Genomic DNA, 23,589 nt, shown 5'->3' with positions numbered 1-23,589 from the left:
TCCGGTGGATGGCCAGTCCTTGCCGGTTCGGGACTCTCACCCGGCGGGTCACGACAAGAGGTTTCCGATTGCTCAACTCATTTGGCGTTCTTCCTCCTCTTCCAGGCTTTGCCTGGCGCAATCAAAACAAAGGCCGGGATCATCGGGGAAGTGGAATGCCTTGTCTAACAGTATCCGCTAATATGTTGATGCGATTGCCCTGGCCCATCAGCCGGCGCACTGTGGTGCCTCGAGGCGGCCGCATCCGTGCGCGACCAGGCTCGGCAACCCGTCGCCGACTGGCACCCGAAGGCGCGAGCGGCAGGCGGGTGGCACCTCGAGCAGGATCAGCCGCGCATGGGGGATGCCAAGCAACTCGCCGAGGATGACGCGGATGACACCGCCGTGCGTGATCAGCAACAGGTGCTCGCCAGATCCCTCCAGGATGTAGCGCCAGCCCGCGAGAACGCGCTCGCGAAAGGCCGCGAACGGCTCCGAGTCCGGTGGATCATAGGCGCTGGGATCGGCCCAGAAGCGGGCCAGATCCTCGAGCGGAAGCTGATCGGCGCGCCGCCCTTCCCAGGCCCCGAAATCGCGCTCGCGCAAGGCCTCCATCGGCTCGACCGGCCGCCCGAGGCCTGCACCAAGCCGCTCGGCAAAGCGCGCACAGCGCGCGGCCGGGGAGCAGAGCAGGCGATCCCAGGGCGCGGCGCCGATTGCCGCGTCGGTTACTGCGCCGGTTGCCGCCTCAAGCTGCGCCCAGCCGGTGGCGCTCAGCGGATCATCGCGTCGGCCGCGGAAACAGGCTCCCCCCTCGACCTCTCCATGACGGATCAGATCGACCAGGCGATGTGGCACGGTCAATCGCCCTTGGGCGCCACGCCGGCCTCGGCAAAGGTCGCCATCTGCGCATGCAGGTCGCAGGCGAGACGCAGCAGCGGCACCGCCGCCGCCGCGCCACTGCCCTCGCCCAACCGCATCCCGAGATCGAGCAGCGGGCGCAGCCCGAGCGCTTGCACCATCGCCTGATGGCCGGGCTCGGCCGAGGCATGCGCGAGCAGCATCCAATCCGCCGCCCCCGGGCAGATCCGACTGGCGACCAGCGCCGCCGCCGAGCTGATGAAGCCATCGATCAGCATCGGCACTCGCTGCTGGGCGCAGGCGACATAGGCGCCGGCCATCGCGGCGATCTCGAAGCCGCCAAGATGCGCCAATGCCTGGATCGGCGCCTCGGTCGGATCGGCAAGCGAATCGCGATGCAGCGCCAACGCCTGCTCGATCAGCGCTTGCTTGCGCGCGAGGCCACCGCGATCGAGGCCGGTGCCGGGGCCGACCAGCGACGAGGCCGGCAGCCCCAGCAAGGCACAGGTCAGCGCCGTCGCGGCGGTGGTATTGCCGATCCCCATCTCCCCGGCGATGAACAGCTCGGCACCGGCCGCGCGCGCGCGCTCGAGCGCTGCGGCGCCCTCGGCGAGCGCCTGCGCGAGCTGCTCGGCGGACATCGCCGGTGCCTCGGCCAGGTTGGCGGTGCTGGCAGCGATCACCGCCTGGCGAATCAGCGGGTGCGCCGGCACCGGCGCCACGGTGCCCAGATCGATCAGCTCGATGCTGGCACCGATCTGGCGCGCCAGTACACTGATGGCAGCACCCCCGGCGGCCATGTTGGCGATCATCTGCGCGGTGACCGCCTGCGGAAAGGCCGAGACACCGGCACTCGCGATGCCGTGATCCGCCGCGAAGATGACGATTCGCACCTGCTCCAGCGCCGGCTGCGCGCGCCCCTGCAAGGCGGCGAGCTGAATCGCGATGTCTTCCAGCCGGCCCAGCGAGCCGGGCGGTTTGGTCAGTTCGCCCTGACGGCTGATGGCGGCTTCGCGCGCCTCCAGATCCACGGCGGCGGCGGAGGCATGAAGCCAATCGAAACGAGGGTCCAAAGGTGATTCCTCCAGGGTTGTGCTCAGTTCTCTGAATGGGCGCCAGCACATTGTGAGTGTGGTGTGGTCACCCAGGGGTTCGCTGTCGTAAGCCGCCACAGGGTCGAATTCGATGACGCGGCATGGCCCCGTTGATCGACGCGGATTCAGGGTTCATAGCGCAGCGCAACAAAGAGGCTGCGGCCCGGTTGATTGAACAACGCCGCGGTCTCGTAGCTTTCATCGAACAGGTTCTCGATCCGGCCCTCGATCCGCAATGCCTCTGTAAAGGCGAAATCGGCACGCAGATCGAACAGGGCGTAACCATCGAGCCGCACCGTGTTGGCATCGTTGTCGAAACGCCGACCCGCTGCAAACAGAGTTCCACCGACGCCAATGGGGCCAAACCGCCGGTCGGCATCGAGTCTGAAAGTCTGCTGGGCGCGCCGTGGCAACAGGTGGCCCTCGTTTGGCCCTGGGCTCTCGTTGCGCGGGTCGAGCAAGGTCAGGTTGGCATCCAGCAGCCAACCAGCCAACTCGGCCGTGCTCCAAAGCTCTACGCCTCGGATGCGCGCCCGATCGATGTTCATCGGCGCATAAGTGGCGGGATCAAAGGCAATCAGGTTGTCGACCTCGTTCTGATAGGCGTTGATCGCCCAGACACCCTGGCCATGGCGGCCAGAGAGGCCAAGCTCTAGGCTGCGAGCGTTCTCCGGCTCCAGATCGTGATTACCGTAACCGGGATAGTAGAGATCATTGAAGGTGGGCGCCTTGAAGGCGGTGCCATAACCGGCGGTGACGCGCAGCCCGTTGCCGAGCGTATAGCCCCAGAGCGCGTTGCCGGTGGTCTTGCCGCCGTACTGATCGTTGTCGTCGTGGCGCAGGCTGAGCTGCAGATCCTGGCCGAATAGGCTGCCAAGATACTGCCCGAAGACGCCCTTGGTCTCGCGCGCGGTCTCGGCATAGGCGGTCGGGGTGCTGAGTTCATCGCGCAGGTAGTCGATGCCGATGGTCGCCAACTGTGCCCTCGCGAAGGCGATGTCGTTCTGCCAGCTGAGCTGATCGCGGCGGGTATCGAGCCGGTTGATAAAGGTCCCATCGGCGAACACCTCGCTGTCATCCCAGCTGCGCCCAGCACGCAGAGTCAGGGTCCAGGCATCGAATGGCTGGGCGATGATACGCGCGCCGGCCACCTGCAGCAGCTGTCGCTGCTCGTTGCCGTAGAACGGACTACCGTCGTAGTCGAGATGACCGACCGAGCGCAATAAGTTGATGTCGAGTTCGAGCCGATCCGAGAAAGTCCAGCCAGCACGCAGCGAGCCGTTGCCATTGCTATAACCATCGTCATCGAACTCGTAGACGCCACAGCCGCCGCCTCCAGCGCGGCGCGGAGCGCCAGAGCAGGCATTGAAGCCTTGGGTCTGCTCGAAACCAAGCCCAACCTCGAACCAGCCGGTGCCATGGGCGGTCTCGGCGCCGGCAGAGAGGCCGAATTGGGTGTTCACGGTGTTGTAGGTACCGGCGCCGATCATCAGTCTCGGGGTTAGCGCTCCGGCCTCGCTACGGCGGGTGAAGATCTGGACCACGCCACCGATGGCTTCGGAGCCATAAAGGCTCGAGTGAGGGCCACGCACCACCTCGACGCGCTCGACCTGCCCGAGCGGGATCGATGCCCAGGGCAGAAAGCCGCTGCTGGCCGACCCCATGCGCACACCGTCGATCATCAACAGGGTGTGATCGGGGCGGGTGCCACGCAGATAGAGCGAGGTGTTATGCCCAAGACCACCATTGGTCGTGATCTCGACGCCGGGCAGCCCTCGCAGCGCATCGCTCATGGTGCGCGACTGGCGGCGGTCGATCTCGGCACGCTCGACAACCGAGACCGAGGCCAACGTCTCGTCCGCTGTCTGTGCGGTGCGTGTCGCGGTGACGACGACCGGGGCAAGTTCGTCGACATCCTCGACCTGAGCCATGGTTGCAGCAGTGGTCATCGCCCATAGAAGCGCCAATTTCAGCACGAGCCCTGGCATCGAAATAAGCGGCTTCATCCAACGTCCCACAGGCAGCGCGACCCAGGCCCGGGTAGCAAAAAGCCGGTCAGTATACGCAGAGCAGTCCTAGGCAGGCTTGACGGTGATCAGTAGGATGATCGCCATAGGTCCGCGCACCTCCGAGCCCCCGGCCTAGTCAGCCCCGATACTCAGCGCCTATGCTGGCTGGTCCGAGAACGATCAATGGTCTCCGTTCGAGCATCGCCAAGCCATGTCCGCTGATACGCGCCAACCCCTCTCGCCAACCGAACTCGAGGCCCTGACGCGTGACCTCAAGGACTGGGGGCAGGCGCTGGGTTTTCAGCAGGTTGGCATTGCCGACTGCGATCTGTCCCAGGCCGAGGGGCGACTCCAGCAGTGGCTGGCCAGCGCCATGCACGGCGATATGGGCTACCTGGCTCGGCATGGCCTCAAACGCACGCGCCCGGCGCACTTGGTGCCCGGCACCCTGTCGGTGATCTCGGCGCGCATGGACTACCTGCCCGAGCATCAGCAGGCCATGGACCAGGCCCTTGCCGATCCAGCGCGCGCTTTCGTCTCGCGCTATGCGCTCGGGCGTGATTATCACAAGGTGCTGCGCGCCCGTCTGAAACGTCTGGCGCAACGGCTCGAAGACCGCATCGGCGCCTACGGCTGGCGTGTGTTCGTCGACTCGGCGCCGGTGATGGAAAAACCCTTGGCGGAGAAGGCTGGGCTCGGTTGGATCGGCAAGCACACCAATCTGATCAACCGCGAGGCTGGCTCCTGGTTTTTCCTCGGCGAGATCTACTGCGATCTGCCGCTGCCTCCAGACAGCCCCGCCCGCGAGCATTGCGGCCGTTGCCAGGCCTGCATCGAGATCTGTCCAACCAATGCCATCATCGCGCCGTTCCAGCTCGACGCGCGGCGCTGCATCTCTTATCTGACCATCGAGCATTTCGGATCGATCCCAGAGCCACTGCGCCCGCAGATGGGTAATCACATCTACGGCTGCGACGATTGCCAGCTCTGCTGCCCCTGGAATCGCTTTGCACGAAAGACCGGCGAGACCGACTTCTTGGCCCGCGACGGTCTTGATACCGCCACCCTCATCGAGCTGTTCCGCTGGGATGAGCCAGCCTTCCTGGCACGCACCGAGGGCAGCGCGATCCGCCGTCTTGGCCATGAACGCTGGCTGCGCAACATCGCCGTCGCCTTGGGCAATGCGCACCGCTCAGAGGCCGTCCGCGAAACCTTGCGGCAACGCCTCGGCCATCCAAGCGCGCTGGTGCGCGAGCACGTCGTCTGGGCACTGGCTCGCACGCGATCCCAGACTCGAACCAATAACAAGTTGGCCGAGCCCTAAGGCGGGCCACGCGGCGTCGAAAATGGGCCCACGCCTAACGCGGATGCCCCGAAAGTGGCCCGGGTCTGTTAGGCTCTCGCGTCGAATCCAGCGCAGTAATCCCCATGGCCCGCCGTTCCACCTCCTCGTCACCGCGTCCAAGCACTCGCCGCTCATCAACCAAGAAGCCGAGGTCCACCGCCGCGAAGAACACGCGCACCCGACCACCCACGCGCGCTAGCAGCCTGGGACAGAAGCTGCGGCGCTCGCTGGCGATGCTGCGCAACGTGGCGATTGGGATCGCGCTGATCTCGACGGTGTCCTATGTGCCGACCTCGGTCACCGAAACCTGGCCCGACTCCGCGCGGCAGGCAATGGAGATCACGCGCGATATCCGTGTATTACTCGGCGAGGTAGGCAATGACCTGATCCGCGACGGCGCCGATTGGGTCAGCGCCGCCAGCACCGAGGGGTTGGCACAGGGCGGCGAGGCGCTCTCGGGGCTGTTCGACAGCAATGCTTGGGTCGATCCGAAAGCCCTGCTCTCCGATCTCGGTCACTGGCTGCCGGACCCCGGCGATCTGCTCGAGGAGCTGCTGCGTGACCTGCTCGGTGATTGGTGGCCACGGCCATCTCTGCCGGCAGGCGGTGGCGATCTTCCGCGCGTGGCTGGCAGCTTCGCCAACGCCAAGGATCTGCTCTACAAGCGCATCTATCGTGACCATCGCGAAACGGCCTACTGCGGCTGCAGTTACAACGGGCGCCGCAAGGTGAATCTAGGGAGTTGCGGGCTCCAACGCTACACCGACAATGAACGCGCGCGAAGAGTCGAAGCCGAGCATGTCTTCCCGGCCGCTCAGTTCGGCAACTTCCGCCGCTGCTGGCGCCAACCGGAGGCCTATCGCGCCTGCCGCAAGACCGACGGCGACCTGCTCTCCGGACGCGCCTGTTGCCTGCGGGTCGATGAAACCTTCGTCGCCGCGCACAACGACTTGCAGAATCTGATCCCCGCCGTCGGCATGATCAACGGCGACCGGCGCGACTACCGCTGGGGGCTGGCGCCCGTCGGCGAGCACTATGGCAACTGTGACATCCGCATCGATGCCAAGCGCCGCCGCGTGCAGCCACCCGACGCGCTGCGCGGCGACATCGCGCGCATCATGCTCTACATGCGCGATACCTATGGGTTCCGGCTGTCACGCCAGGACGAGCGTCTGTTCAAGGTTTGGAACGACCTCGATCCGCCGGATGAGTGGGAGCGTCGCCGACAGGAACGGATCGCCCGGCTGCAGGGAATGGAGAATGGTTATGTGGTCTCACACGGGGCGGAAAACCCAGGTGTTCAGGCTGCCTCTCAATAGCTGTTGGACGCCGACTATTCTGTTCGTCGAAACGCTGGCGACGCGCAAGAGGATGGCGCCCCTTGCCTCGATTTGCGGGTTGGGCAAGTTATCCTAGCAAGATCTATCCGCATCACTGCCTTGTTCGGTTATCTGAATGTCACCGGATTCTCAGTCACGCCTCCCAGTATGCCCGCTCCGCGAGGTGCTCAATGCTTGCAGCTTCGCGCAGAAACCGGACCTCGACGCGCTCGACACCAGTGGCCTGACCAATATCCAATGGCGCGCTGACCGCTGCTCGCGGAGTTCGCTCCTCTGCTTCCAGCGTTTTGATGACGGCCGAAGCGATACCGAGATCATCGAGCGGTATCTGCTGCACAGCGAGTTCAGTGCCTTGGTGATCAATCGCCCGCTGGATGCCACTCAGGATCAGGATGCGCGATGGGCCGGTGCGTCCGGGCCAGATGCGCCACGGCCGGATAGGCTATTGCAGGTGGGATCAGGGCGGACGGGATCGAGGCAGACAGGGGCATTGCAGACTGAACAGCTCATCGGGCGTCCGGTCTTCGTCACCGCCCCGGGTGCTTGGAGCGAGACCCTGGAAAGGCTCTGCGACCATTTCTACCCGGTGAGGCCGGCGCATTGGCGGATCGCCGGGGTCACCGGCACCAATGGCAAGACCACCACCGTTAAATACTTGGAGTCGATCCTGCTCGCGGCCGGATGCCGGGTGCTCGGCATCGGCACCCTGGGGCTCACACTGAATGGCCAGTCGCTGGCCGAGACTGGCTTCACCTCACCGCCCTACATCGAACTGCGGCGCATCCTCAACGACTGTCGCGCTCAGGCCGACACCTTGGTGATGGAGGTCTCCAGTCACGCGTTGCATCAGGGCCGCGTGCATGGGTTGCGCTTCGCGGCGGCGGCCTGGACCAATTTCAGCCAGGATCATCTCGACTACCATGGCGATGAGGCCCGCTATTTCGCGGCCAAGGCAATGATCCTTGAGCAGCTCGCTGAGGGGGTGCCACTGCTCACGACCAGCGCCGAGGTCGAGCACCGGCTGCGAACCGAGCGCGGACCCGAGGTGCCTGTCATGCGGATCGCGCCACCGTCATTGCCCGCTGAGTCGACCATCGGTGCACCTTCAGACGGCGCCAAGTCGGCATCATTGACTGCCAACATTGACCCGGTCTCGTCCGGGGATCGGACCAATAACGAGCCAACCTCGGCTGTCGACTTTACGAAGGCGACCAATAGCACGCCGAGTCAAGCCCCGGAACTCAGCGCCGAGGCCCTGCGAGCGAGCCCCTTTCTCGCACTGAGCTACAACCGCGCCAACTATGCACTGGCCTGCGCACTGGCGACGCGGCTGCTCGGTGCCGAACCGCCCGCAACCTGGCGAGCGCTGCAGCCGGTGCCCGGGCGTTTCGACTGCTATGTCTACCAGCAACGCACCCTCGTCATCGACTTCGCCCACACCCCAGATGCGCTCGAGAACATCCTCGGCGCCATCCGCGCGGCCTTCCCCGGCGCCGGGGTACTGACCCTGTTCGGCTGCGGCGGCGATCGCGACCGCGCCAAACGCCCGCTGATGGGGGCCACGGTCTGTCGCGGTTCGGATCAGGTGATCTTGACCTCTGACAACCCACGCTTCGAGGAACCGCAGGCGATCGCCGACGACGTCCTCGCCGGGATGCACGCCTGCAGCACCGCGCCGACGGTGATCCTAGATCGGGTCAAGGCCATCACCGCGTTGTTTGACCGGCTCGCCGAGCGACCCAGCCATGAGCCCTGGGTCGCGGTGATCGCAGGCAAGGGTCACGAGCCTTATATCGACCAGAATGGCTTCAAGCGCCCCTACAGCGACCGCGAGCAGGTGCTACAGAACCTGCGACGGCTCGGGTGGCTCGGGTGACATTGGCGAAGCGCTCATCCAAAGAAAAACGGATTAACCGAGTATTCGGTTAATCCGTTGTTTTATTTGGCGTCCCCACGGGGATTCGAACCCCGGTTGCCGCCGTGAAAGGGCGGTGTCCTAGGCCTCTAGACGATGGGGACAGAGGCTTGATGTGAAAATCCGGCGCTCCAGGCTGCGGAGGCGCCGGACCTCTCATGTTTGGTGGAGCCAGGCGGGATCGAACCGCCGACCTCAACACTGCCAGTGTTGCGCTCTCCCAGCTGAGCTATGGCCCCAAATAGTGAGCCGCAAATCATAGCCAGTTCGGACCCGCTTGTCTACCCCTTGTTGCAACATCTTGCCAAGACCCCATGACAGATACATGTTTAAGCTGGTGTTTACATTGTTGTGATGAGGCTCACACACCATGATGCGTATCCTGCTGTTCTTGGGCACCAATGTCGCGGTGCTCGTCGTCATCAGCATTGTCTTTAACCTGCTCGGCCTCAACGGCCTGCTGGCCGCGAACAATGTCGATCTGAACCTGGGCGCCCTGCTCGTGCTCGCGGCGGTGATCGGCTTCTCGGGTTCGCTGATCTCGCTGTTCATCTCGAAGTGGATGGCCAAGCGCTCGATGGGCGTGCACATCATCGAACAACCCTCGACGCCCTTCGAGCATTGGCTAGTCGATCTGGTGCGCCGCCAGTCCGAGCAGGCCGGCATCCAGATGCCCGAGGTCGGCATCTTCGAGCAGCCGGACCCGAATGCCTTCGCCACCGGCTGGAACAAGAACGACGCGCTGGTCGCAGTCAGCACCGGCCTGCTGCAGCACATGAGCCAGGACGAGGTGGAGGCCGTGGTCGGCCACGAGATCAGTCATGTCGCCAATGGCGACATGGTCACACTGGCGTTGATCCAGGGCGTGGTCAACACCTTTGTGGTGTTCCTGGCGCGGGTCATCGGCCACACGATCGACCGCGTGGTGTTCAAGACCGAGCAAGGGCACGGGATCGGTTACTTCGTCGTCAGCATCCTCGCCGAAATCCTGCTCTCGGTCCTCGCATCGATGATCGTGATGTGGTTCTCGCGCTTGCGCGAGTACCGCGCCGATGCCGGCGGCGCCGGCCTGGCCGGGCGCGAGAAGATGATCGCGGCCCTGCGCGCCTTGCAGCGCGTGCATGAACCGCAAGACCTGCCCGCCGGCGAGTTCGCCGCCTTCGGTATCTCCGGCGAGATCGCACAGGGCTTCATGGCACTGTTCGCGAGCCATCCGCCGTTGGCGCAACGCATCGCCGCACTGGAAGCCGCCCGCTGAGCATGCGGCATGACATCATGGCTGGGGGCGACCCGCCAGCAGCGCCCCCATAAGCCATACTTGATATTGAAAACTCGAGCACACGTGATGCTAGGGCGGTGCGCTACACTCGGGGGTCAAGCCAGCGACGAGGCATCCGAGCCCCCTTCCGATACCATCATGAGCGCGCTTCTCGAGCTTTTCCGCAACTCATCCGCCTATTACGGAGGCAATGCCGCCTTCATCGAGGATCTCTACGAGCGTTTCCTCAAGGACCCGGACAGCATCGATCTGGCCTGGCGCGAGCGCTTCGAGACCATGCATCGGGAGGCGGCCAATGAGGTGCCGCATGGGCCGGTGCGCGAGAACTTCCAACGCCTCGCCCACGAGAGTCGCAATCGCGCCCAACGCCGCTCGCTGACCCGGCTCGAGCCGGCGGCGGCCGAGAAGCAGACGGCGGTGGTGCGGCTGATCAATAGTTATCGCTATCGCGGCCATCAGATCGCCAGCCTGGACCCACTGAAGCTGCGCCAGGCGCCCCAGGTGGACGACCTGCAGCCGAGCTATCATGGACTGGAAGACGCCGACCTGGATCAGGTCTTCCACACCGGCTCGCTCTATGCGCCGGACCGGATGCCACTGCGCGGCATCATCGACCTGCTGCAGCGCATCTACTGCGGGCCGGTCGGCTCCGAATACATGCACATGACCTCGACCAGCGAGAAACGCTGGGTGCAGAAACGCATCGAGGGCTATCAGGCGCGCCCCGAGCTGAAGGCCGCCGACCGGCGCTGGCTGCTGACCCTGCTGAGCGCCGCCGAGGGGCTCGAGAAATACCTCCATACCCGCTATGTCGGCCAAAAGCGCTTCTCGCTCGAAGGCGGCGAGGCGCTGATCCCGCTGCTCGATGAGTTGATCCAACGCGCCGGTCGCAAGGGCGTGCGCGAGATCGTCATCGGCATGGCGCATCGCGGCCGGCTCAATGTGTTGGTCAACACCCTCGGCAAGCCGCCGCAGGAGATTTTCGCCGAGTTCGAGGGCAAGGTGCACCTGAACCCGCGCCAGCGCGCCGGCGATGTCAAGTACCATCTCGGCTTCGCCACCGATATCGACACCCCGGGCGGCATCACCCATGTCGCGCTCGGCTTCAATCCCTCGCACCTGGAGATCATCGATCCGGTCATCGAAGGCTCGGTGCGCGCGCGCCAGCGCCGGCGCGGCGATGACAACGGCGATCAGGTGATGCCGGTGCTGATCCACGGCGATGCCGCCTTCGCCGGCCAGGGCGTGGTCACCGAGACCCTGCAGCTCTCGCAGACGCGCAGCTACGGCACCGGCGGCACCGTGCATATCGTGATCAACAATCAGATCGGCTTCACCACCAGCAACCCGCTCGACACGCGCTCGACCTTCTATTGCACCGATGTCGCCAAGATGGTGCAGGCGCCGGTGTTCCATGTGAACGGCGACGATCCGGAGGCGGTGATCTTCGTCACCCGCCTGGCGCTCGATTATCGCAACCAGTTCAAGAAGGACGTGGTCATCGACCTGATCTGCTACCGCCGCCTGGGCCACAATGAGGCCGATGAACCGGCGGTGACCCAGCCGATGATGTACAAGCGCATCCGCCAGCACCCGACCGCCCGCGCCCTCTATGCCGATCGCCTGATCGACCGTGGCGAGCTGAGCCGCGATGAGACGCTCGCCTTGAGCGATGACTACCGCTCCAACATCGAGCATGGCATCGTGGTGGCGCGCCCGGTGCTCTGCGGGCTGGAGAACAGCTATCGGGTCGATTGGAAATCGCGCTTCGGCCACGATTGGCGGCTACCGGCCGAGACCGGCGTGGCCCGCGAGCGGCTGCGCGAGCTGGCCGAGGCGCAACTGCGCTTGCCCGAGGGCTTCGAGCTGCATACGCGGGTGGCCAAGATCTGGTCGGAGCGGCGCAAGATGGCCCAAGGCGATCAGCTCGCGAACTGGGGCTTCGCCGAGACGCTGGCCTATGCCACGCTGCTCGACGCCGGCTATCCGGTGCGGCTCTCGGGCCAGGATACGAGCCGTGGCACCTTCGTCCACCGTCACGCCAAGGTCCATTGTCAGCGCACTGGCAACGACTATACCCCGCTGCAGTCCATCGCCGAGCATCAGGCGCCGTTCATCGCCATCGACTCGATCCTCTCGGAGGAAGCCGTGCTTGGCTTCGAGTACGGCTTCGCGAGCGCCGAGCCCAATGCGCTCACGCTCTGGGAAGCGCAGTTCGGCGATTTCGTCAACGGTGCCCAGGTCGTGATCGACCAGTTCATCAGTTCGGCCGGCAGCAAATGGGGCCTCGACTGCGGGCTGGTGATGCTGTTGCCGCATGGGCACGAGGGCCAGGGCGCCGAGCATTCCTCGGCCCGCTTGGAGCGCTTCCTGCAGCTCTGCGCCGAGCACAATATCCAGGTCTGCGTGCCGACCACGCCGGCGCAGATGTTCCATCTGCTGCGCCGACAACTGTTGCGCGACTATCGGCGCCCGCTGGTGGTGATGACACCGAAGAGCCTGCTGCGCCATCGCCTCGCGGTCTCGTCGCTGGACGAGCTGGCGCATGGGGCCTTCCTGCCGCTGATCCCGGAAGTCGACAGCCTCGAGCCGGGCGCGATCGAACGGCTGATCTTCTGCTCCGGCAAGGTCTATTATGATCTGCTCGAGGCGCGCCGCGCGCGCGGGCTGGACGATGTGGCCATCATCCGCATCGAACAGCTGTATCCGTTCCCCAAGGAGGCCTTCGCCGCCGTGCTCGCCGATTATCCAGACACCAACGAGATCATCTGGTGCCAAGAGGAGCCGCAGAACCAGGGCGCCTGGGATCAGATCAAGCATCGCTTCCACGGGTTGATCCTGAGTGGCAAGCAAGCGTTCTACGTCGGCCGCGCGGCGGCGGCGACGCCAGCGGTGGGGCATCGCTCGGTCCATGTCGAACAACAAGAACAGTTGATCGACGAGGCCTTGACCGGGCGCATCAATCCCAACATGAATCGTCGCATCCCGGTGCCACTCGACGATGGGCTGAGCACCGACGACGATGAACAGCCCTGAGATGCCACTGGTGTGCAACACTGATGTGCCGTCTCGGGGCCTTGGCTCCCTGAATCCCTTCTTATCCGACGCCTGTCTGCCTCATGTCCACTGAAGTTCGCGTTCCCGCCCTCCCCGAATCCGTTGCCGATGCCACGGTCCTGACCTGGCATGTCCAGCCTGGTGAGCGCGTGCGCCAGGACGAGAATCTCGTCGACCTGGAGACCGACAAGGTGGTGCTGGAGGTGCCAGCGCCCGCCGCTGGCGTGCTGGCCGAGGTGAATGCCGCCGAGGGCGACGTGGTCACGGCCGACAGCCTGCTTGCGCGCATCGAAGCGGCGTCATCGGCGCCGGAGACGTCCTCTGAAGCGGCGCCCCAGGCTGAGTCCAAGGCTAAATCCGGGGCCAAGTCCGGCGCTGCCTCCGAGGCCAGAGCCGAGCCCCGAGCCGCTTCCAAGGCCGCCCCAGCAGCCACACAGGACGCCGCGCCAGAGAGCGCCGTGCTCGCGCCAGCCGCGCGGCGACTGGTCAAGGAGATGAACCTCGATGCCAGCCGCATCCCCGGCACCGGCAAGGCCGGGCGCATCACCAAGGCGGATGTGCTCGCCTGGCTCGATGAACAGGAGGCCGAAGAGCCGGCGATCGATCCCGAGGCGGCGGCCTTGGCCAAACAGGCACAAGCGCCGGCGATCGAAGACGACGCGCCCGGTTCCGGCAGCCCGCCGTTGCCGCGCCTCACCGGCGAGGCGGGCCGACCCGAGCAGCGGGTGCCCATGACCCGACTGCGCGCGCGCATCGCCGAACGCCTGGTGGACGCCCAGCGCACGGCGGCGATGCTGACCACCTTCAATGAGGTCGACATGGGCTCGGTGCTGGCACTGCGCGCGCAGTACAAGGAACGCTTCGAGCAGACGCATGGCGTGCGCCTGGGCCTGATGTCGTTCTTCGTCAAGGCGGCGGTCGAGGCCTTGCAGCGCTTCCCGATCATCAATGCCTCGGTCGATGGCGACGACATCATCTACCACGGCTATTACGACATCGGCATCGCGGTCAGCTCGGAGCGTGGCTTGGTGGTGCCGATCCTGCGCAACTGCGATCAGCTGAGCATGGCGGACGTGGAGCGCGGCATCGTCGACTTCGCCACGAAGGCCAAGGACGGCTCGCTGAGCTTCGAGGAGCTGACCGGCGGTACCTTCTCGATCACCAATGGCGGCATCTTCGGCTCGCTGCTCTCGACGCCGATCCTGAACGTGCCGCAATGCGCGATCCTCGGCATGCACAAGGTGCAGGAGCGCCCGATCGCGGTCGATGGCGAGGTGGTGATCCGATCGATGATGTATCTGGCGCTATCCTATGATCACCGCATCGTCGATGGACGCGAAGCGGTGCAATTCTTGCACAGTATCAAGGACACGCTGGAAGACCCCGCCCGCTTGCTGTTGCGGATCTAGGTCTAGACCCTGGGGACGGTCCTATGCTTCCCCTTCCCGCCACAGATGCACGGCGCGTTGTGCCATGAACATCTGGCGTTTCTGCAGGAAAGCCGGGGTCCATTCCGGTGCGATGCGCGCGATCGCGCGGGTCAAGCCGTAGGCGCTGGTGGTATAGGTGGGCTTTTTTTCGTCGTAGTTCAGGTTCGCAATGCGACGGTTGATGTCCGTCTCGAGCAACGTCAGATTACCCAGCCGATAGATCGCGCTCGCCCAGCGCTCGGGTGGGAACAACGCCGCCCATTGATCGCTGGGGTTTTCCGGCAGGATATGCTCGATCGTTGCCGGGTCGGTGTCGGCATCGCAGGGCTTGCCGGTGCCATCGGCTTCCAGCCTGGCCAGGATATATTTCGCCAGCTTCTTACGTTGGTGCGAGGTATCGATCTCCAGCAGCGCAAAATTCTGCTGAAAGTACTCATCGGACACATAGAGCGATTGCAGGCAAGCGAACACCGCAGCAGGGCTTTGCAGGCGACCGTCCAGGATGCCTTTGGCCGCGTCATGAACGATCAGCTCCAAGGCGTTCGTGTTCATCTGGCTGACGACGCTGTAGCGAAAGGTGATCACCGTGCTCAATTTGAGGACGCGGGCAAAATCCGCCGCACTGAACCGCTCCCAAGCGGCAAACAGCAAGGGCGTCATCTGATAGACATCAAAGAGCACCCATTCCTTGATCAAGGGCTGACAGTCGGCGCGCTCGATCCAGAATTCGTGATACGGGTCCGACAAGGCACTGAACAATTCCGCGCGCTGCTGCCAGGCCTGCATCAGGGTGAACACCTGGGGAGGCTCGCGCACCGTGTCGCGCACCATCTTGAACAACCGTTGCCGATGCACTTGGCGGTGTTGACACAGCAGGTGATAGCGCAGGAATTCGGGGAAGCGCTCCTGGCGCACCGTCGCGACCAAGTGTTGCCAGCGCCGCTGCAAGGTCTCCCGATCCGAAGGCAGTTGAACGAGGGAAAACAGATAGTTCTTCAGCAGATCGGTCGAGGATAGCTCCAAACCACGCGCGTTGAGCGTCTCGAACACGGTATAGGCATTGAGCGCGTCATCGATGGAGATGACGATGAACAGCAGTTGGCGCGCAATCGTCTCATTCAGGAACCCCGCCAAGGCGCCCCCGTCATGCGTGAACGCTTCCACCGTCGCCAGACGTTCGCGGAAATAGCAGAAACAGCCCCACAGCAATTTATTCGATTTCGGCAGCCCCTGCGGATTCATCGGCGCGCGGCCTTGCACCAGACAATCCTGATAGAAGGGATCATCGGTCTGATTGAGGAACAGCTTGCTGCTCTCCTGCAAGGAGACCGGATCCTCCTCACCGACGAACCGATTGCGCAGACCCATCACCCGCTCTCGGTTCGCATCGGGCTCGACGCCCTGATCGGCGAGCGCCGTCAACTGTGCCAGCACCGCCAACGCCAGCAGGCTCAGCGTGGCCAGTCGCTGCTGTCCATCGATGATGCGAAATTCGCGCTCGCCGAGCCTTTCGATCACCAGCGCGCCCATGTAGTGGCGCCTCTGCTCGCTGGCGTGCAGATCCGCGACATCGCTCCAGAGATCCTCCCACTGCTCATCGCTCCAGGCATAGTCGCGCTGATAGGACGGTACGCGACAAATCCTGCCGTTACCGACCAAATCCAGGAAGTTCGTCGTTCCTGTTTCGAGCTGGCTCATCGTCACAGTCTTCTCAGCGAACGCGCATTGGATGAGAGCCGCTTGCTGTGACCGCCCTGACCTGCAAGGCTCGGGAGCCGGGCCAGTGATTCCGATCGGTCAAGGCGGGGGAGCAGATGCCGGTGCAGTGCCTCGTCAGGTCGCCGGGATGACCTCGATGCGCACGCTCACCGAGACGTCCGAGTGCAGATGCAGCTCGACGTCGTAATCGCCGACGGCGCGGAACGGCCCATCGGGAAGGCGCACCTCGCTCTTGAGCAGCTCGATGCCGAGTCCACCCTCGGTGATCGCGGTGGCGATGTCGGCGGTGCCGACCGAGCCGAACAGCCGGCCCTCGTCGCCGGCCTTGCGCGGCACCGTGACGATGACGCCTTCGAGCTTGGCCTTACGGTCCTCGGCGGCGGCGAGCGCCTCGGCGGCCTCGCGCTCGAGTTCGGCGCGGCGCTCATCGAAGGCTTTGAGATTCTCTGCCGTCGCCGGCTTGGCGTAGCCGGATGGAATCAGGAAATTACGGCCATAGCCGGCGCGCACCGAGACCTTGTCTCCAAGCTCGCCCAAGCCACGTACCTTCTTCATCAGGATCAAATCCACGGGGATCTCCAGGTCGAATGCGTTATCAGGACTGTGCTCGGGCTCAATGGCCGTCAGTATAGGGCAGGAGGGCGATGAAGCGCGCGCGCTTGATGGCCGTGGCGAGCTGGCGCTGGTAGCGCGCCGAGGTGCCGGTAATGCGGCTGGGGACGATCTTGCCCGACTCACTGACAAAAGCCTTGAGCAGGTTGATGTCCTTGTAGTCGATCTCGGTGATGCCTTCGGCGGTGAAGCGGCAGTAGCGTTTGCGGCGGAAGTAGCGTGACATGAGTGCCTCGATGGAAACGGATGCGAAAACGGGATACGGAGATCAGTGTCGACGGCGCGTTCAGTCGTTGTCGAAATCGCGCGACTCGGAGCGGCCTTCGCCGCGCCCCTCGCCGTCGTCGTCCGAGCGCCGTGGGCGCCGCTCTCCCCGCTCGCCGCCGTCGTCATCCGAGCCCTCGCGCTCATCGCCACTCTTCAGTAGCGGTGACGGCTCGGTGACCGCCGCATCGCGCTTGATGATCATGTTGCGCAGCACCGCATCGTTGAAGCGGAACGCGCTCTCGAGTTCGGCCAGCGCCTCGGCATCGCACTCCACGTTCATCAGCACATAATGCGCCTTGTGGATCTTGTTGATCGGATAGGCCAACTGGCGCCGCCCCCAATCCTCGAGGCGATGGATCTGGCCACCGCGCGCTTCGAGGTTGGTGCGATAGCGATCCAGCATCGCCGGGACTTGTTCGCTCTGGCTCGGATGCACCAGAAAGACGATCTCGTAATGACGCATAATGCTCCTCATGGATAACAGAAGCCCCCCGCGACGCTGAGCCTGGACACCGGGCGTGGATACCGGGTGTGGACAGTTGGGCGCGCAATGGAGCAAGGAGAACGCCGTTTACCGACGTAGCCGATCAGTATGCGATCTCATCAACCACTTGGTCAACCCATGGAAAACGCCGCCGAGGACGCTCACATCCATCGGCCCGTCCTCAGCTTTTGGAGAACAGTATGCAACGTGTGACCATCGTCGGCGCCGGATTTGGCGCGCTGACCGCCCTCAAGACGCTCCGCGACCAGGGCTTCGAGGGCCAGATCACCGTCGTCAGCCCGCGCCCCGAGTTCGTCTACTATCCCGGTCTGATCTGGGTGCCGAGCGGTCTGCGCACCGGCGAGGATCTGCGGCTCGATCTCGGCCATTTCTTCGGCAAGATGGACGCCGAGCATCTGGCCGCCTCGGCCACCGGTCTCAGCGACGGCGGTCGGGTGCTGCACACCGAGGCCGGCTCAGTCGAGAACGACGGCCTGATCATCGCCAGCGGTGGCCGTTTCATCAAGAAGCTGCCCGGCATCGAGCATGCGATCACCCCCTGCGAGGGCATTGCCGCCGCCGAGGCGATCCGCGACCGGCTGCGCTCGCTCGATGGCGGCACCATCGCCATGGGCTTCGCCGGCAATCCCCAGGAGCCGGCGTCGATGCGCGGCGGGCCGATCTTCGAGTTCCTGTTCGGGCTCGATCGGCAGCTGCGCAAGGAGGGCCGGCGCGAGCGCTTCCGCATCGTCTTCTTCACCCCGGCCGAGCGGCCCGGCAACCGGCTCGGCCCCAAGGCGGTCGACAAGCTGCTCGGCGAGATGCAGCGGGTCGGCATCGAGACCCATCTCGGGCACAAGCTGAAGCAGTTCACCGCCGAGAAGGTCATCACCGAGGGCGGCGAATTCCCCGCCGATCTGATCCTCTTCATGCCCGGCATGACGGGTAATGCCTGGTTCGACGAGACCGACCTGCCCCGCTCGCCCGGCGGGCTGGTGCAGGCCGATGCCCAGTGTCGGGTGCCCGGCTTCGAGCGCACCTATGTGGTCGGCGACTCGGGCAGCTTCCCCGGCCCCGACTGGATGCCGAAGCAGGCGCACATGGCCGACCTGCAGGCCGGTGCGGCGGCCAAGAATCTGGTCGCCGAGCTGGCGGGCAAGACGCCACGCGAGACCTTCAAGGTCGAGCTTCTCTGCATCGTCGACGCCAATGATCGCGGCATGCTGGTCGCGCGCACGCCCAAGTACAACCTGGTGCTGCCCCGCACGCTGGTCTTCCACTGGCTCAAGCGGTTGTTCGAGTGGTGGTACCTGCGCCGGTTTCGTTGATCATAGCCGACTTAAAGCGCCAAGCAATCCACTCGACGCCCGCTGCCACTTCAATACACGGACTTGGCGCCAAAGCCGCGTTTCAGATCACGCCCGAGAGGTTTAAGAAGTTCGTCGAGCGCGTCACGGTTGCCAGAGGCCTTGCCACGATAGCGCTTATCGAAGCCATCGCTGTGATCATGCTTGCGATAAACGCGAACCTGAAGCAGCAGATGGTCGAAACCGCAGCTGCCTGACTCTGCTTCGATCACTGCGGGTTCAATCAAGACCTCAACCTCGGTGTTCTCATGTGGCGAAGTCAGCGGATACAGACCAGCAAAGGCGTCACTGGAGTCGAGGCCCAAAATCAGTCGACGCTGGAGCACAGCGCCCTCGGTCCCGGGCGGGCGCACGACACCCGCGGCGACCGGTCCATCATAAAGACTCTTGCCCGCTTATCCGAGAGCCGGAAGCGCAGGCGCTAAGGACAACGGTAAAACCAGGGTAAGCAGGAGCGAGCACAATCGGTTCATCGTCAGTCTGGACTACAAAAAGAGGGCACGCCAGCTGCCCCACTCAAGGCAGACCGGTGACGTGGACTTTACATCGATACATAGCAACAGGAACTGTGAACCGCAACAAGCTTCAAGCCTGCGCACGAATCCTGATAAGATCGACTCATAACACACAGGCTTTTTTCATCATGATATTCAAACAGCTTTTCGAGACGGACTCCTCCACCTACACCTACCTAATCGGCTGCGAGCAGACCAGCCAGGCGATCCTGATCGATCCGGTGCTTGATACCGTCGAGCGTGACCTGCAGGTGCTCAAGGACCTCGGGCTGACACTGATGGCAACCCTCGAAACCCATGTGCATGCCGACCACCTCACCGGTGCGCGGCGCCTGAAGCAACGCTCAGACTGCCAGACCGCTTATCCAAGGATGCTCGACCTGCCCTGCGCCGATCTTGGCGTTCAGGAAGGCGAGGCCTTCGCCGTCGGCTCGGTCAACCTGCATCCGCTGTTCACCCCCGGCCACACCGACCATCATCACGCCTATCTGATCGATACGCCGGTCCAGAATCTCCTGTTCACGGGCGATGCGCTGCTTATCGAGGCCTGCGGTCGCACCGACTTTCAATCCGGCGATTCCGCCACGCTCTACCAAAGCATCCACAACAAGCTGTTCTCGCTCCCGGACGAGACCCTGGTCTACCCCGGTCACGATTACGAGCAGCGCTTCGTCTCGTCCATCGCCCAGGAGAAGGGGCGCAACCCACGGTTGAATCACGGCCGCTCGAAAGACGACTTCGTCAGGTTGATGGACGGGCTCGGTCTGCCCTATCCCCGCAAGATCGATTTCGCGGTACCCGGTAACGAGGACTGCGGCACCTGCCCCACCAATGTACCTGAACAGTTCCGAGGCCCCTGCTCCGCGAGTGATCAAGGCTGAACCCAGCCGCAGCGCGCGCCCTATCACGCAGACCACGGACGCCATCATCACTCAGGACGAACGCTTTGATCTCGGGCAGCCCATCGGTCGAGCAGATCCGCATCCGCGGTGCGCGCACCCATACTCTCAAGAACATCGATGTCGACCTGCCACGCAATCGGCTGGTGGTGATCACCGGGCTGTCCGGCTCGGGCAAATCCTCGCTCGCCTTCGACACCCTCTACGCCGAAGGCCAGCGCCGCTATGTCGAGTCGCTCTCGGCCTACGCCCGGCAGTTCCTGTCGATGATGGACAAGCCCGATGTCGACCACATCGAGGGCCTGTCACCGGCGATCTCGATCGAGCAGAAGACCACCTCGCACAATCCGCGCTCGACCGTCGGTACCATTACCGAGATCCACGACTATCTGCGCCTGCTATTCGCGCGCGTGGGCATCCCGCACTGCCCGACCCATGCCGAGCCGCTCGCGGCGCAGACGGTGAGCCAGATGGTCGATCAGATCCTGGCGCTGCCCGAAGGCGAGCGGCTGATGCTGTTGGCCCCGGTGGTCGCCGAGCGCAAGGGCGATCATCAGTCCTTGTTCGCCGAGCTGAATGCCCAGGGTTTCGTGCGCGCTCGGGTCGACGGCCAGCTGTGCGAGCTCGATAGCCCGCCAACGCTGGATGCAAAGCGCAAGCACAGCATCGAGGTCGTCGTCGACCGCTTCCGCGTGCGCGCCGATCTGCAGCTGCGCCTGGCCGAGTCGATCGAGACCGCTCTCGCCCTGTCCAAAGGCATCTTGCGAGTCGCCTGGATGGACCCAGACGACGATGGCAATGAGCGTCCCCCGCTGACCTTCTCCGCCAACTATGCCTGCCCGCGCTGCGGCTGGAGCCTAGCCGAGCTTGAGCCTCGGCTGTTCTCGTTCAACAATCCAGCCGGCGCCTGCCCGACCTGCGACGGGCTCGGCGTCGAGCCGTTCTTCGATCCGGCCAAGGTCGTGCTGCACCCGGAGCTGAGCCTGGCCGCTGGCGCGATCCGCAGCTGGGATCGGCGCAACGGCCATTATTTCCGGATGCTCGCCAGCGTCGCCGAGCATGTCGGCTTCGATCTCGAGGCGGCCTGGTGTGATCTGAGCGAACAGGCCCAACAGGTCGTCCTGTTCGGCAGCGGCGAGCAGAAGCTGAAGCTCAAATTGCCGCACGAGCGCGGCAGCGGCAAGCTGCGCCCCTTCGAGGGGATCATCCCCAACTTGGAGCGCCGCTACCGCGAAACCGAGTCGGCCACGGTGCGCGAGGAGCTGGCCAAGACCCTCTCGATGCGCCCCTGCCCAAGCTGCTCGGGCCAGCGGCTCAACGAGGCCGCGCGGCAGGTGCAGATCGCCGAGCGCACTCTGCCCGCCCTGTCGGCGCTGCCGATCGGCGACGAGCTGCGTTGGTTCGAGGCACTCGAGTTGCCCGGCACGCGTGGCGAGATCGCCGCCAAGATCGTCCAGGAGATCAGCCAGCGGCTGCGGTTCCTGGTCAATGTCGGGCTCGAGTATCTGAGCCTCGCGCGCAGCGCCGAGACCCTCTCCGGCGGCGAGGCGCAGCGCATCCGGCTCGCCAGCCAGATCGGCGCCGGGCTGGTCGGCGTGATGTACATCCTCGACGAGCCCTCGATCGGCCTGCATCAGCGCGATAACGCCCGCCTGCTCGGCACCCTGACCCGGCTGCGCGATCTCGGCAACACCGTCATCGTCGTCGAGCACGATGAGGATGCGATCCGTGCCGCCGATCATGTGCTCGACCTCGGCCCCGGCGCGGGCGCCCACGGTGGCGAGGTGGTCGCGCAAGGGACGGCCGAGGCGATCGCCGCCGAGCCGGCCTCGCTGACCGGTCAGTATCTGAGCGGCGTGCGGCGCATCGAGATCCCCGGCGAGCGCCGCCCGGGGCGCACCCATCAGCCACTGATCATCCGTGGTGCCAGCGGCAACAACCTGCGTGATATCGACGCCGAGATCCCGATCGGCACCTTCTGCGTGGTCACTGGCGTCTCCGGCTCCGGCAAGTCGACGCTAATCAACGACACCCTCTACCCACTCGCCGCACGCCTGCTCAACAACGCATCCCTGCGCCCGGCGCCACACATCGGCGTCGAGGGCCTGGAGCAATTCGACAAGGTAGTCAATATCGATCAGTCCGCAATCGGCCGCACGCCGCGCTCGAATCCAGCCACCTACACCGGGCTGTTCAACCTGATTCGCGACCTGTTCGCCAATGTGCCCGAGGCGCGCGCACGCGGCTATGGCCCCGGCCGGTTCAGCTTCAACGTCAAGGGCGGGCGCTGCGAGGCCTGCAAGGGCGATGGACTGATCCGGGTCGAGATGCACTTCCTGCCCGATGTCTATGTGCAATGCGATGTCTGCCAGGGCCGGCGCTACAATCGCGAGACGCTCGAGATCCGCTACAAGGGCAAGACCATCGATGAAGTCCTCAACCTCACTGTCGAGGACGCGCTGGCTTTCTTCGGCCCGGTGCAGGTGATCCGCCGCAAGCTCAAGACGCTCGAAGACGTCGGCCTCGGCTACCTGCGCCTGGGTCAGGCCGCGACCACCCTCTCCGGCGGCGAGGCGCAGCGTGTCAAGCTCAGCCGCGAGCTGTCCAAGCGCGGTACTGGCCGCACGCTCTACATCCTCGACGAGCCGACGACTGGCCTGCATTTCGAGGATGTCAAGCATCTGCTGCAGGTGTTGCACTGGCTGCGCGATGCGGGCAACACCGTGGTGGTGATCGAGCACAACCTGGATGTGATCAAGACCGCCGACTGGATCATCGATCTTGGCCCCGAGGGCGGCGACAAGGGCGGGCAAGTCATCGCTAGCGGGACCCCAGAGCAGATTGCTGCTTGCGAGGCGTCGTATACCGGCCAGTTCTTGCAGCCGTTGCTGGCGCACGGGTTAGACTGAAGCCATCGTTGAGCCCCGCGACCGTGCCCTTGGACGCCTCTTGCATGCCCCGTCAACCACTTCCCATCGGCATCCAGACCTTCCGCGAGATCCGCGAAGAACAGTGTTACTACGTCGACAAGACCGGCTTCGCGTTAAGACTGGTGGAGGAAGGCAAATTCTTCCCTCCCTGGTGGTTCGAGACCGGTACGCCGATCTTCCTCGTCGACCTGCTCACCCAACGCGGCTTCTTCACCCCTCGCCTGGCCCGGCTGCAAGCCACCGAGGCGCTGCTCTCCGCCTTCGATGTCGAGGACATCAGCAACGAGGCCCTACTCTGGCAGACCGGCTATCTCACCTTCAGCGGTGTCCGCCAGATGGGTGCGCGTACCGAATACAGTCTTAGGTGATTTCCAGAAACAGTTATACCGAGCAGGCAGGCTTGATCAAGATATCCCACTTCGGCAGATCGGGGTTGCGCAGTAGCCGCGCTTCGACCTCTCGCATGGCCTTCTTGGTGAGTTTGACG

At 64.4% G+C, this 23,589-nt stretch carries 17 protein-coding genes, 2 tRNA genes and 1 pseudogene; 10 read left to right on the top strand and 10 right to left on the bottom strand.

The features are described 5' to 3' along the window. Nucleotides 1–207: 207 nt before the first annotated feature. The 3 genes from CCR82_RS05175 to btuB form a co-directional block, all read right to left on the bottom strand. A complete protein-coding gene (locus CCR82_RS05175) occupies nucleotides 208–837 on the bottom strand; it encodes a histidine phosphatase family protein (RefSeq protein ID WP_201244341.1) in 630 nt (209 codons plus the stop codon). A gap of 2 nt (nucleotides 838–839) precedes the next feature. Continuing rightward, complete coding sequence (gene cobT / locus CCR82_RS05170; RefSeq protein WP_242513271.1) at nucleotides 840–1,913, bottom strand: nicotinate-nucleotide--dimethylbenzimidazole phosphoribosyltransferase; 1,074 nt, start codon at nucleotides 1,911–1,913, stop codon at nucleotides 840–842. Nucleotides 1,914–2,059: 146 nt separating this feature from the next. Then, entirely contained in the window at nucleotides 2,060–3,883 is a 1,824-nt protein-coding gene (gene btuB / locus CCR82_RS05165; RefSeq protein WP_242513270.1) for a TonB-dependent vitamin B12 receptor, read from the bottom strand. A 271-nt stretch (nucleotides 3,884–4,154) separates the two neighbouring features. Here btuB and queG point away from each other — a divergent pair, with 271 nt between their 5' ends. From queG to CCR82_RS05150, 3 genes are all read left to right on the top strand, one after another. Then, nucleotides 4,155–5,267, top strand: coding sequence for a tRNA epoxyqueuosine(34) reductase QueG (gene queG / locus CCR82_RS05160; protein ID WP_201244338.1), 1,113 nt, complete (start codon nucleotides 4,155–4,157; stop codon nucleotides 5,265–5,267). 104 nt (nucleotides 5,268–5,371) lie between these two features. After that, a complete protein-coding gene (locus CCR82_RS05155; protein ID WP_201244337.1) occupies nucleotides 5,372–6,607 on the top strand; it encodes an endonuclease in 1,236 nt (411 codons plus the stop codon). A 136-nt stretch (nucleotides 6,608–6,743) separates the two neighbouring features. Beyond that, a complete protein-coding gene (locus CCR82_RS05150; protein WP_201244336.1) occupies nucleotides 6,744–8,504 on the top strand; it encodes a Mur ligase family protein in 1,761 nt (586 codons plus the stop codon). Nucleotides 8,505–8,571: 67 nt separating this feature from the next. Here the strand turns inward: CCR82_RS05150 and CCR82_RS05145 are convergent. Together CCR82_RS05145 and CCR82_RS05140 are read right to left on the bottom strand one after the other, a co-directional pair. Then, nucleotides 8,572–8,647: transfer RNA gene (locus CCR82_RS05145), tRNA-Glu, on the bottom strand. A 59-nt stretch (nucleotides 8,648–8,706) separates the two neighbouring features. Beyond that, a tRNA-Ala gene (locus CCR82_RS05140) sits at nucleotides 8,707–8,782 on the bottom strand. A gap of 131 nt (nucleotides 8,783–8,913) precedes the next feature. On the opposite strand from CCR82_RS05140, the gene htpX reads away from it, so the two are divergent. From htpX to odhB, 3 genes are all read left to right on the top strand, one after another. Beyond that, the gene (gene htpX / locus CCR82_RS05135) at nucleotides 8,914–9,801 is read left to right on the top strand and encodes a protease HtpX (RefSeq protein ID WP_201244335.1); all 888 of its coding nucleotides are present in this window, start codon (nucleotides 8,914–8,916) and stop codon (nucleotides 9,799–9,801) included. A gap of 159 nt (nucleotides 9,802–9,960) precedes the next feature. Further along, on the top strand, nucleotides 9,961–12,858 hold the full coding sequence (locus CCR82_RS05130; protein WP_201244334.1) for a 2-oxoglutarate dehydrogenase E1 component: 2,898 nt from the start codon (nucleotides 9,961–9,963) through the stop codon (nucleotides 12,856–12,858). 83 nt (nucleotides 12,859–12,941) lie between these two features. Then, nucleotides 12,942–14,288 (top strand): 2-oxoglutarate dehydrogenase complex dihydrolipoyllysine-residue succinyltransferase, encoded by a 1,347-nt coding sequence (gene odhB, locus CCR82_RS05125; RefSeq protein ID WP_201244333.1) that lies wholly within the window; start codon nucleotides 12,942–12,944, stop codon nucleotides 14,286–14,288. 21 nt (nucleotides 14,289–14,309) lie between these two features. Here odhB and CCR82_RS05120 read toward each other — a convergent pair whose 3' ends face one another. The 4 genes from CCR82_RS05120 to rpsF all read right to left on the bottom strand — a co-directional run bounded on the left by CCR82_RS05120 (nucleotide 14,310) and on the right by rpsF (nucleotide 17,370). Further along, nucleotides 14,310–16,007 (bottom strand): DUF262 domain-containing protein, encoded by a 1,698-nt coding sequence (locus tag CCR82_RS05120; RefSeq protein ID WP_201244332.1) that lies wholly within the window; start codon nucleotides 16,005–16,007, stop codon nucleotides 14,310–14,312. A gap of 135 nt (nucleotides 16,008–16,142) precedes the next feature. Next, a complete protein-coding gene (gene rplI, locus CCR82_RS05115; protein ID WP_201244331.1) occupies nucleotides 16,143–16,598 on the bottom strand; it encodes a 50S ribosomal protein L9 in 456 nt (151 codons plus the stop codon). Nucleotides 16,599–16,641: 43 nt separating this feature from the next. Next, complete coding sequence (rpsR, locus tag CCR82_RS05110; protein WP_201244330.1) at nucleotides 16,642–16,866, bottom strand: 30S ribosomal protein S18; 225 nt, start codon at nucleotides 16,864–16,866, stop codon at nucleotides 16,642–16,644. Between the two features lie 60 nt (nucleotides 16,867–16,926). After that, nucleotides 16,927–17,370 (bottom strand): 30S ribosomal protein S6, encoded by a 444-nt coding sequence (gene rpsF / locus CCR82_RS05105; protein WP_201244329.1) that lies wholly within the window; start codon nucleotides 17,368–17,370, stop codon nucleotides 16,927–16,929. A gap of 221 nt (nucleotides 17,371–17,591) precedes the next feature. Between rpsF and CCR82_RS05100 the strand changes: the two genes are divergently transcribed. Continuing rightward, nucleotides 17,592–18,719: an NAD(P)/FAD-dependent oxidoreductase gene (locus CCR82_RS05100; RefSeq protein ID WP_201244328.1), complete on the top strand. Its 1,128-nt coding sequence runs from the start codon at nucleotides 17,592–17,594 to the stop codon at nucleotides 18,717–18,719. Nucleotides 18,720–18,769: 50 nt separating this feature from the next. Here CCR82_RS05100 and CCR82_RS05095 read toward each other — a convergent pair whose 3' ends face one another. Then, nucleotides 18,770–19,063, bottom strand: coding sequence for a hypothetical protein (locus CCR82_RS05095; protein WP_201244327.1), 294 nt, complete (start codon nucleotides 19,061–19,063; stop codon nucleotides 18,770–18,772). 338 nt (nucleotides 19,064–19,401) lie between these two features. Between CCR82_RS05095 and CCR82_RS05090 the strand changes: the two genes are divergently transcribed. From CCR82_RS05090 to CCR82_RS05080, 3 genes and pseudogenes are all read left to right on the top strand, one after another. Further along, nucleotides 19,402–20,154: an MBL fold metallo-hydrolase gene (locus CCR82_RS05090; RefSeq protein ID WP_201244326.1), complete on the top strand. Its 753-nt coding sequence runs from the start codon at nucleotides 19,402–19,404 to the stop codon at nucleotides 20,152–20,154. Between the two features lie 65 nt (nucleotides 20,155–20,219). Beyond that, the gene (gene uvrA, locus CCR82_RS05085) at nucleotides 20,220–23,081 is read left to right on the top strand and encodes an excinuclease ABC subunit UvrA (protein ID WP_207190926.1); all 2,862 of its coding nucleotides are present in this window, start codon (nucleotides 20,220–20,222) and stop codon (nucleotides 23,079–23,081) included. A 44-nt stretch (nucleotides 23,082–23,125) separates the two neighbouring features. Beyond that, nucleotides 23,126–23,464, top strand: a pseudogene (locus CCR82_RS05080) (AAA family ATPase); the annotation flags it as partial. Between the last annotated feature and the right edge of the window lie 125 nt (nucleotides 23,465–23,589).

The sequence above is a fragment of the Halochromatium salexigens genome, from assembly GCF_016653295.1.
GTDB classification, from domain to species: Bacteria; Pseudomonadota; Gammaproteobacteria; order Chromatiales; family Chromatiaceae; genus Lamprobacter; species Lamprobacter salexigens.
The sequence above is the reverse complement of the archived record's forward strand: the minus strand, read 5'-3'. Positions and strand labels throughout refer to the sequence as shown.

Excerpts from the sequence above, each read along its gene's own strand:
- btuB (WP_242513270.1), bottom strand. The coding sequence starts at position 3,883 with ATGACCACTGCTGCAACCATGGCTCAGGTCGAGGATGTCGACGAACTT.
- queG (WP_201244338.1), top strand. The coding sequence starts at position 4,155 with ATGTCCGCTGATACGCGCCAACCCCTCTCGCCAACCGAACTCGAGGCC.
- CCR82_RS05155 (WP_201244337.1), top strand. The coding sequence starts at position 5,372 with ATGGCCCGCCGTTCCACCTCCTCGTCACCGCGTCCAAGCACTCGCCGC.
- CCR82_RS05150 (WP_201244336.1), top strand. The coding sequence starts at position 6,744 with ATGTCACCGGATTCTCAGTCACGCCTCCCAGTATGCCCGCTCCGCGAG.
- htpX (WP_201244335.1), top strand. The coding sequence starts at position 8,914 with ATGATGCGTATCCTGCTGTTCTTGGGCACCAATGTCGCGGTGCTCGTC.
- CCR82_RS05130 (WP_201244334.1), top strand. The coding sequence starts at position 9,961 with ATGAGCGCGCTTCTCGAGCTTTTCCGCAACTCATCCGCCTATTACGGA.
- odhB (WP_201244333.1), top strand. The coding sequence starts at position 12,942 with ATGTCCACTGAAGTTCGCGTTCCCGCCCTCCCCGAATCCGTTGCCGAT.
- CCR82_RS05120 (WP_201244332.1), bottom strand. The coding sequence starts at position 16,007 with ATGAGCCAGCTCGAAACAGGAACGACGAACTTCCTGGATTTGGTCGGT.
- rpsR (WP_201244330.1), bottom strand. The coding sequence starts at position 16,866 with ATGTCACGCTACTTCCGCCGCAAACGCTACTGCCGCTTCACCGCCGAA.
- rpsF (WP_201244329.1), bottom strand. The coding sequence starts at position 17,370 with ATGCGTCATTACGAGATCGTCTTTCTGGTGCATCCGAGCCAGAGCGAA.
- CCR82_RS05100 (WP_201244328.1), top strand. The coding sequence starts at position 17,592 with ATGCAACGTGTGACCATCGTCGGCGCCGGATTTGGCGCGCTGACCGCC.
- CCR82_RS05090 (WP_201244326.1), top strand. The coding sequence starts at position 19,402 with ATGATATTCAAACAGCTTTTCGAGACGGACTCCTCCACCTACACCTAC.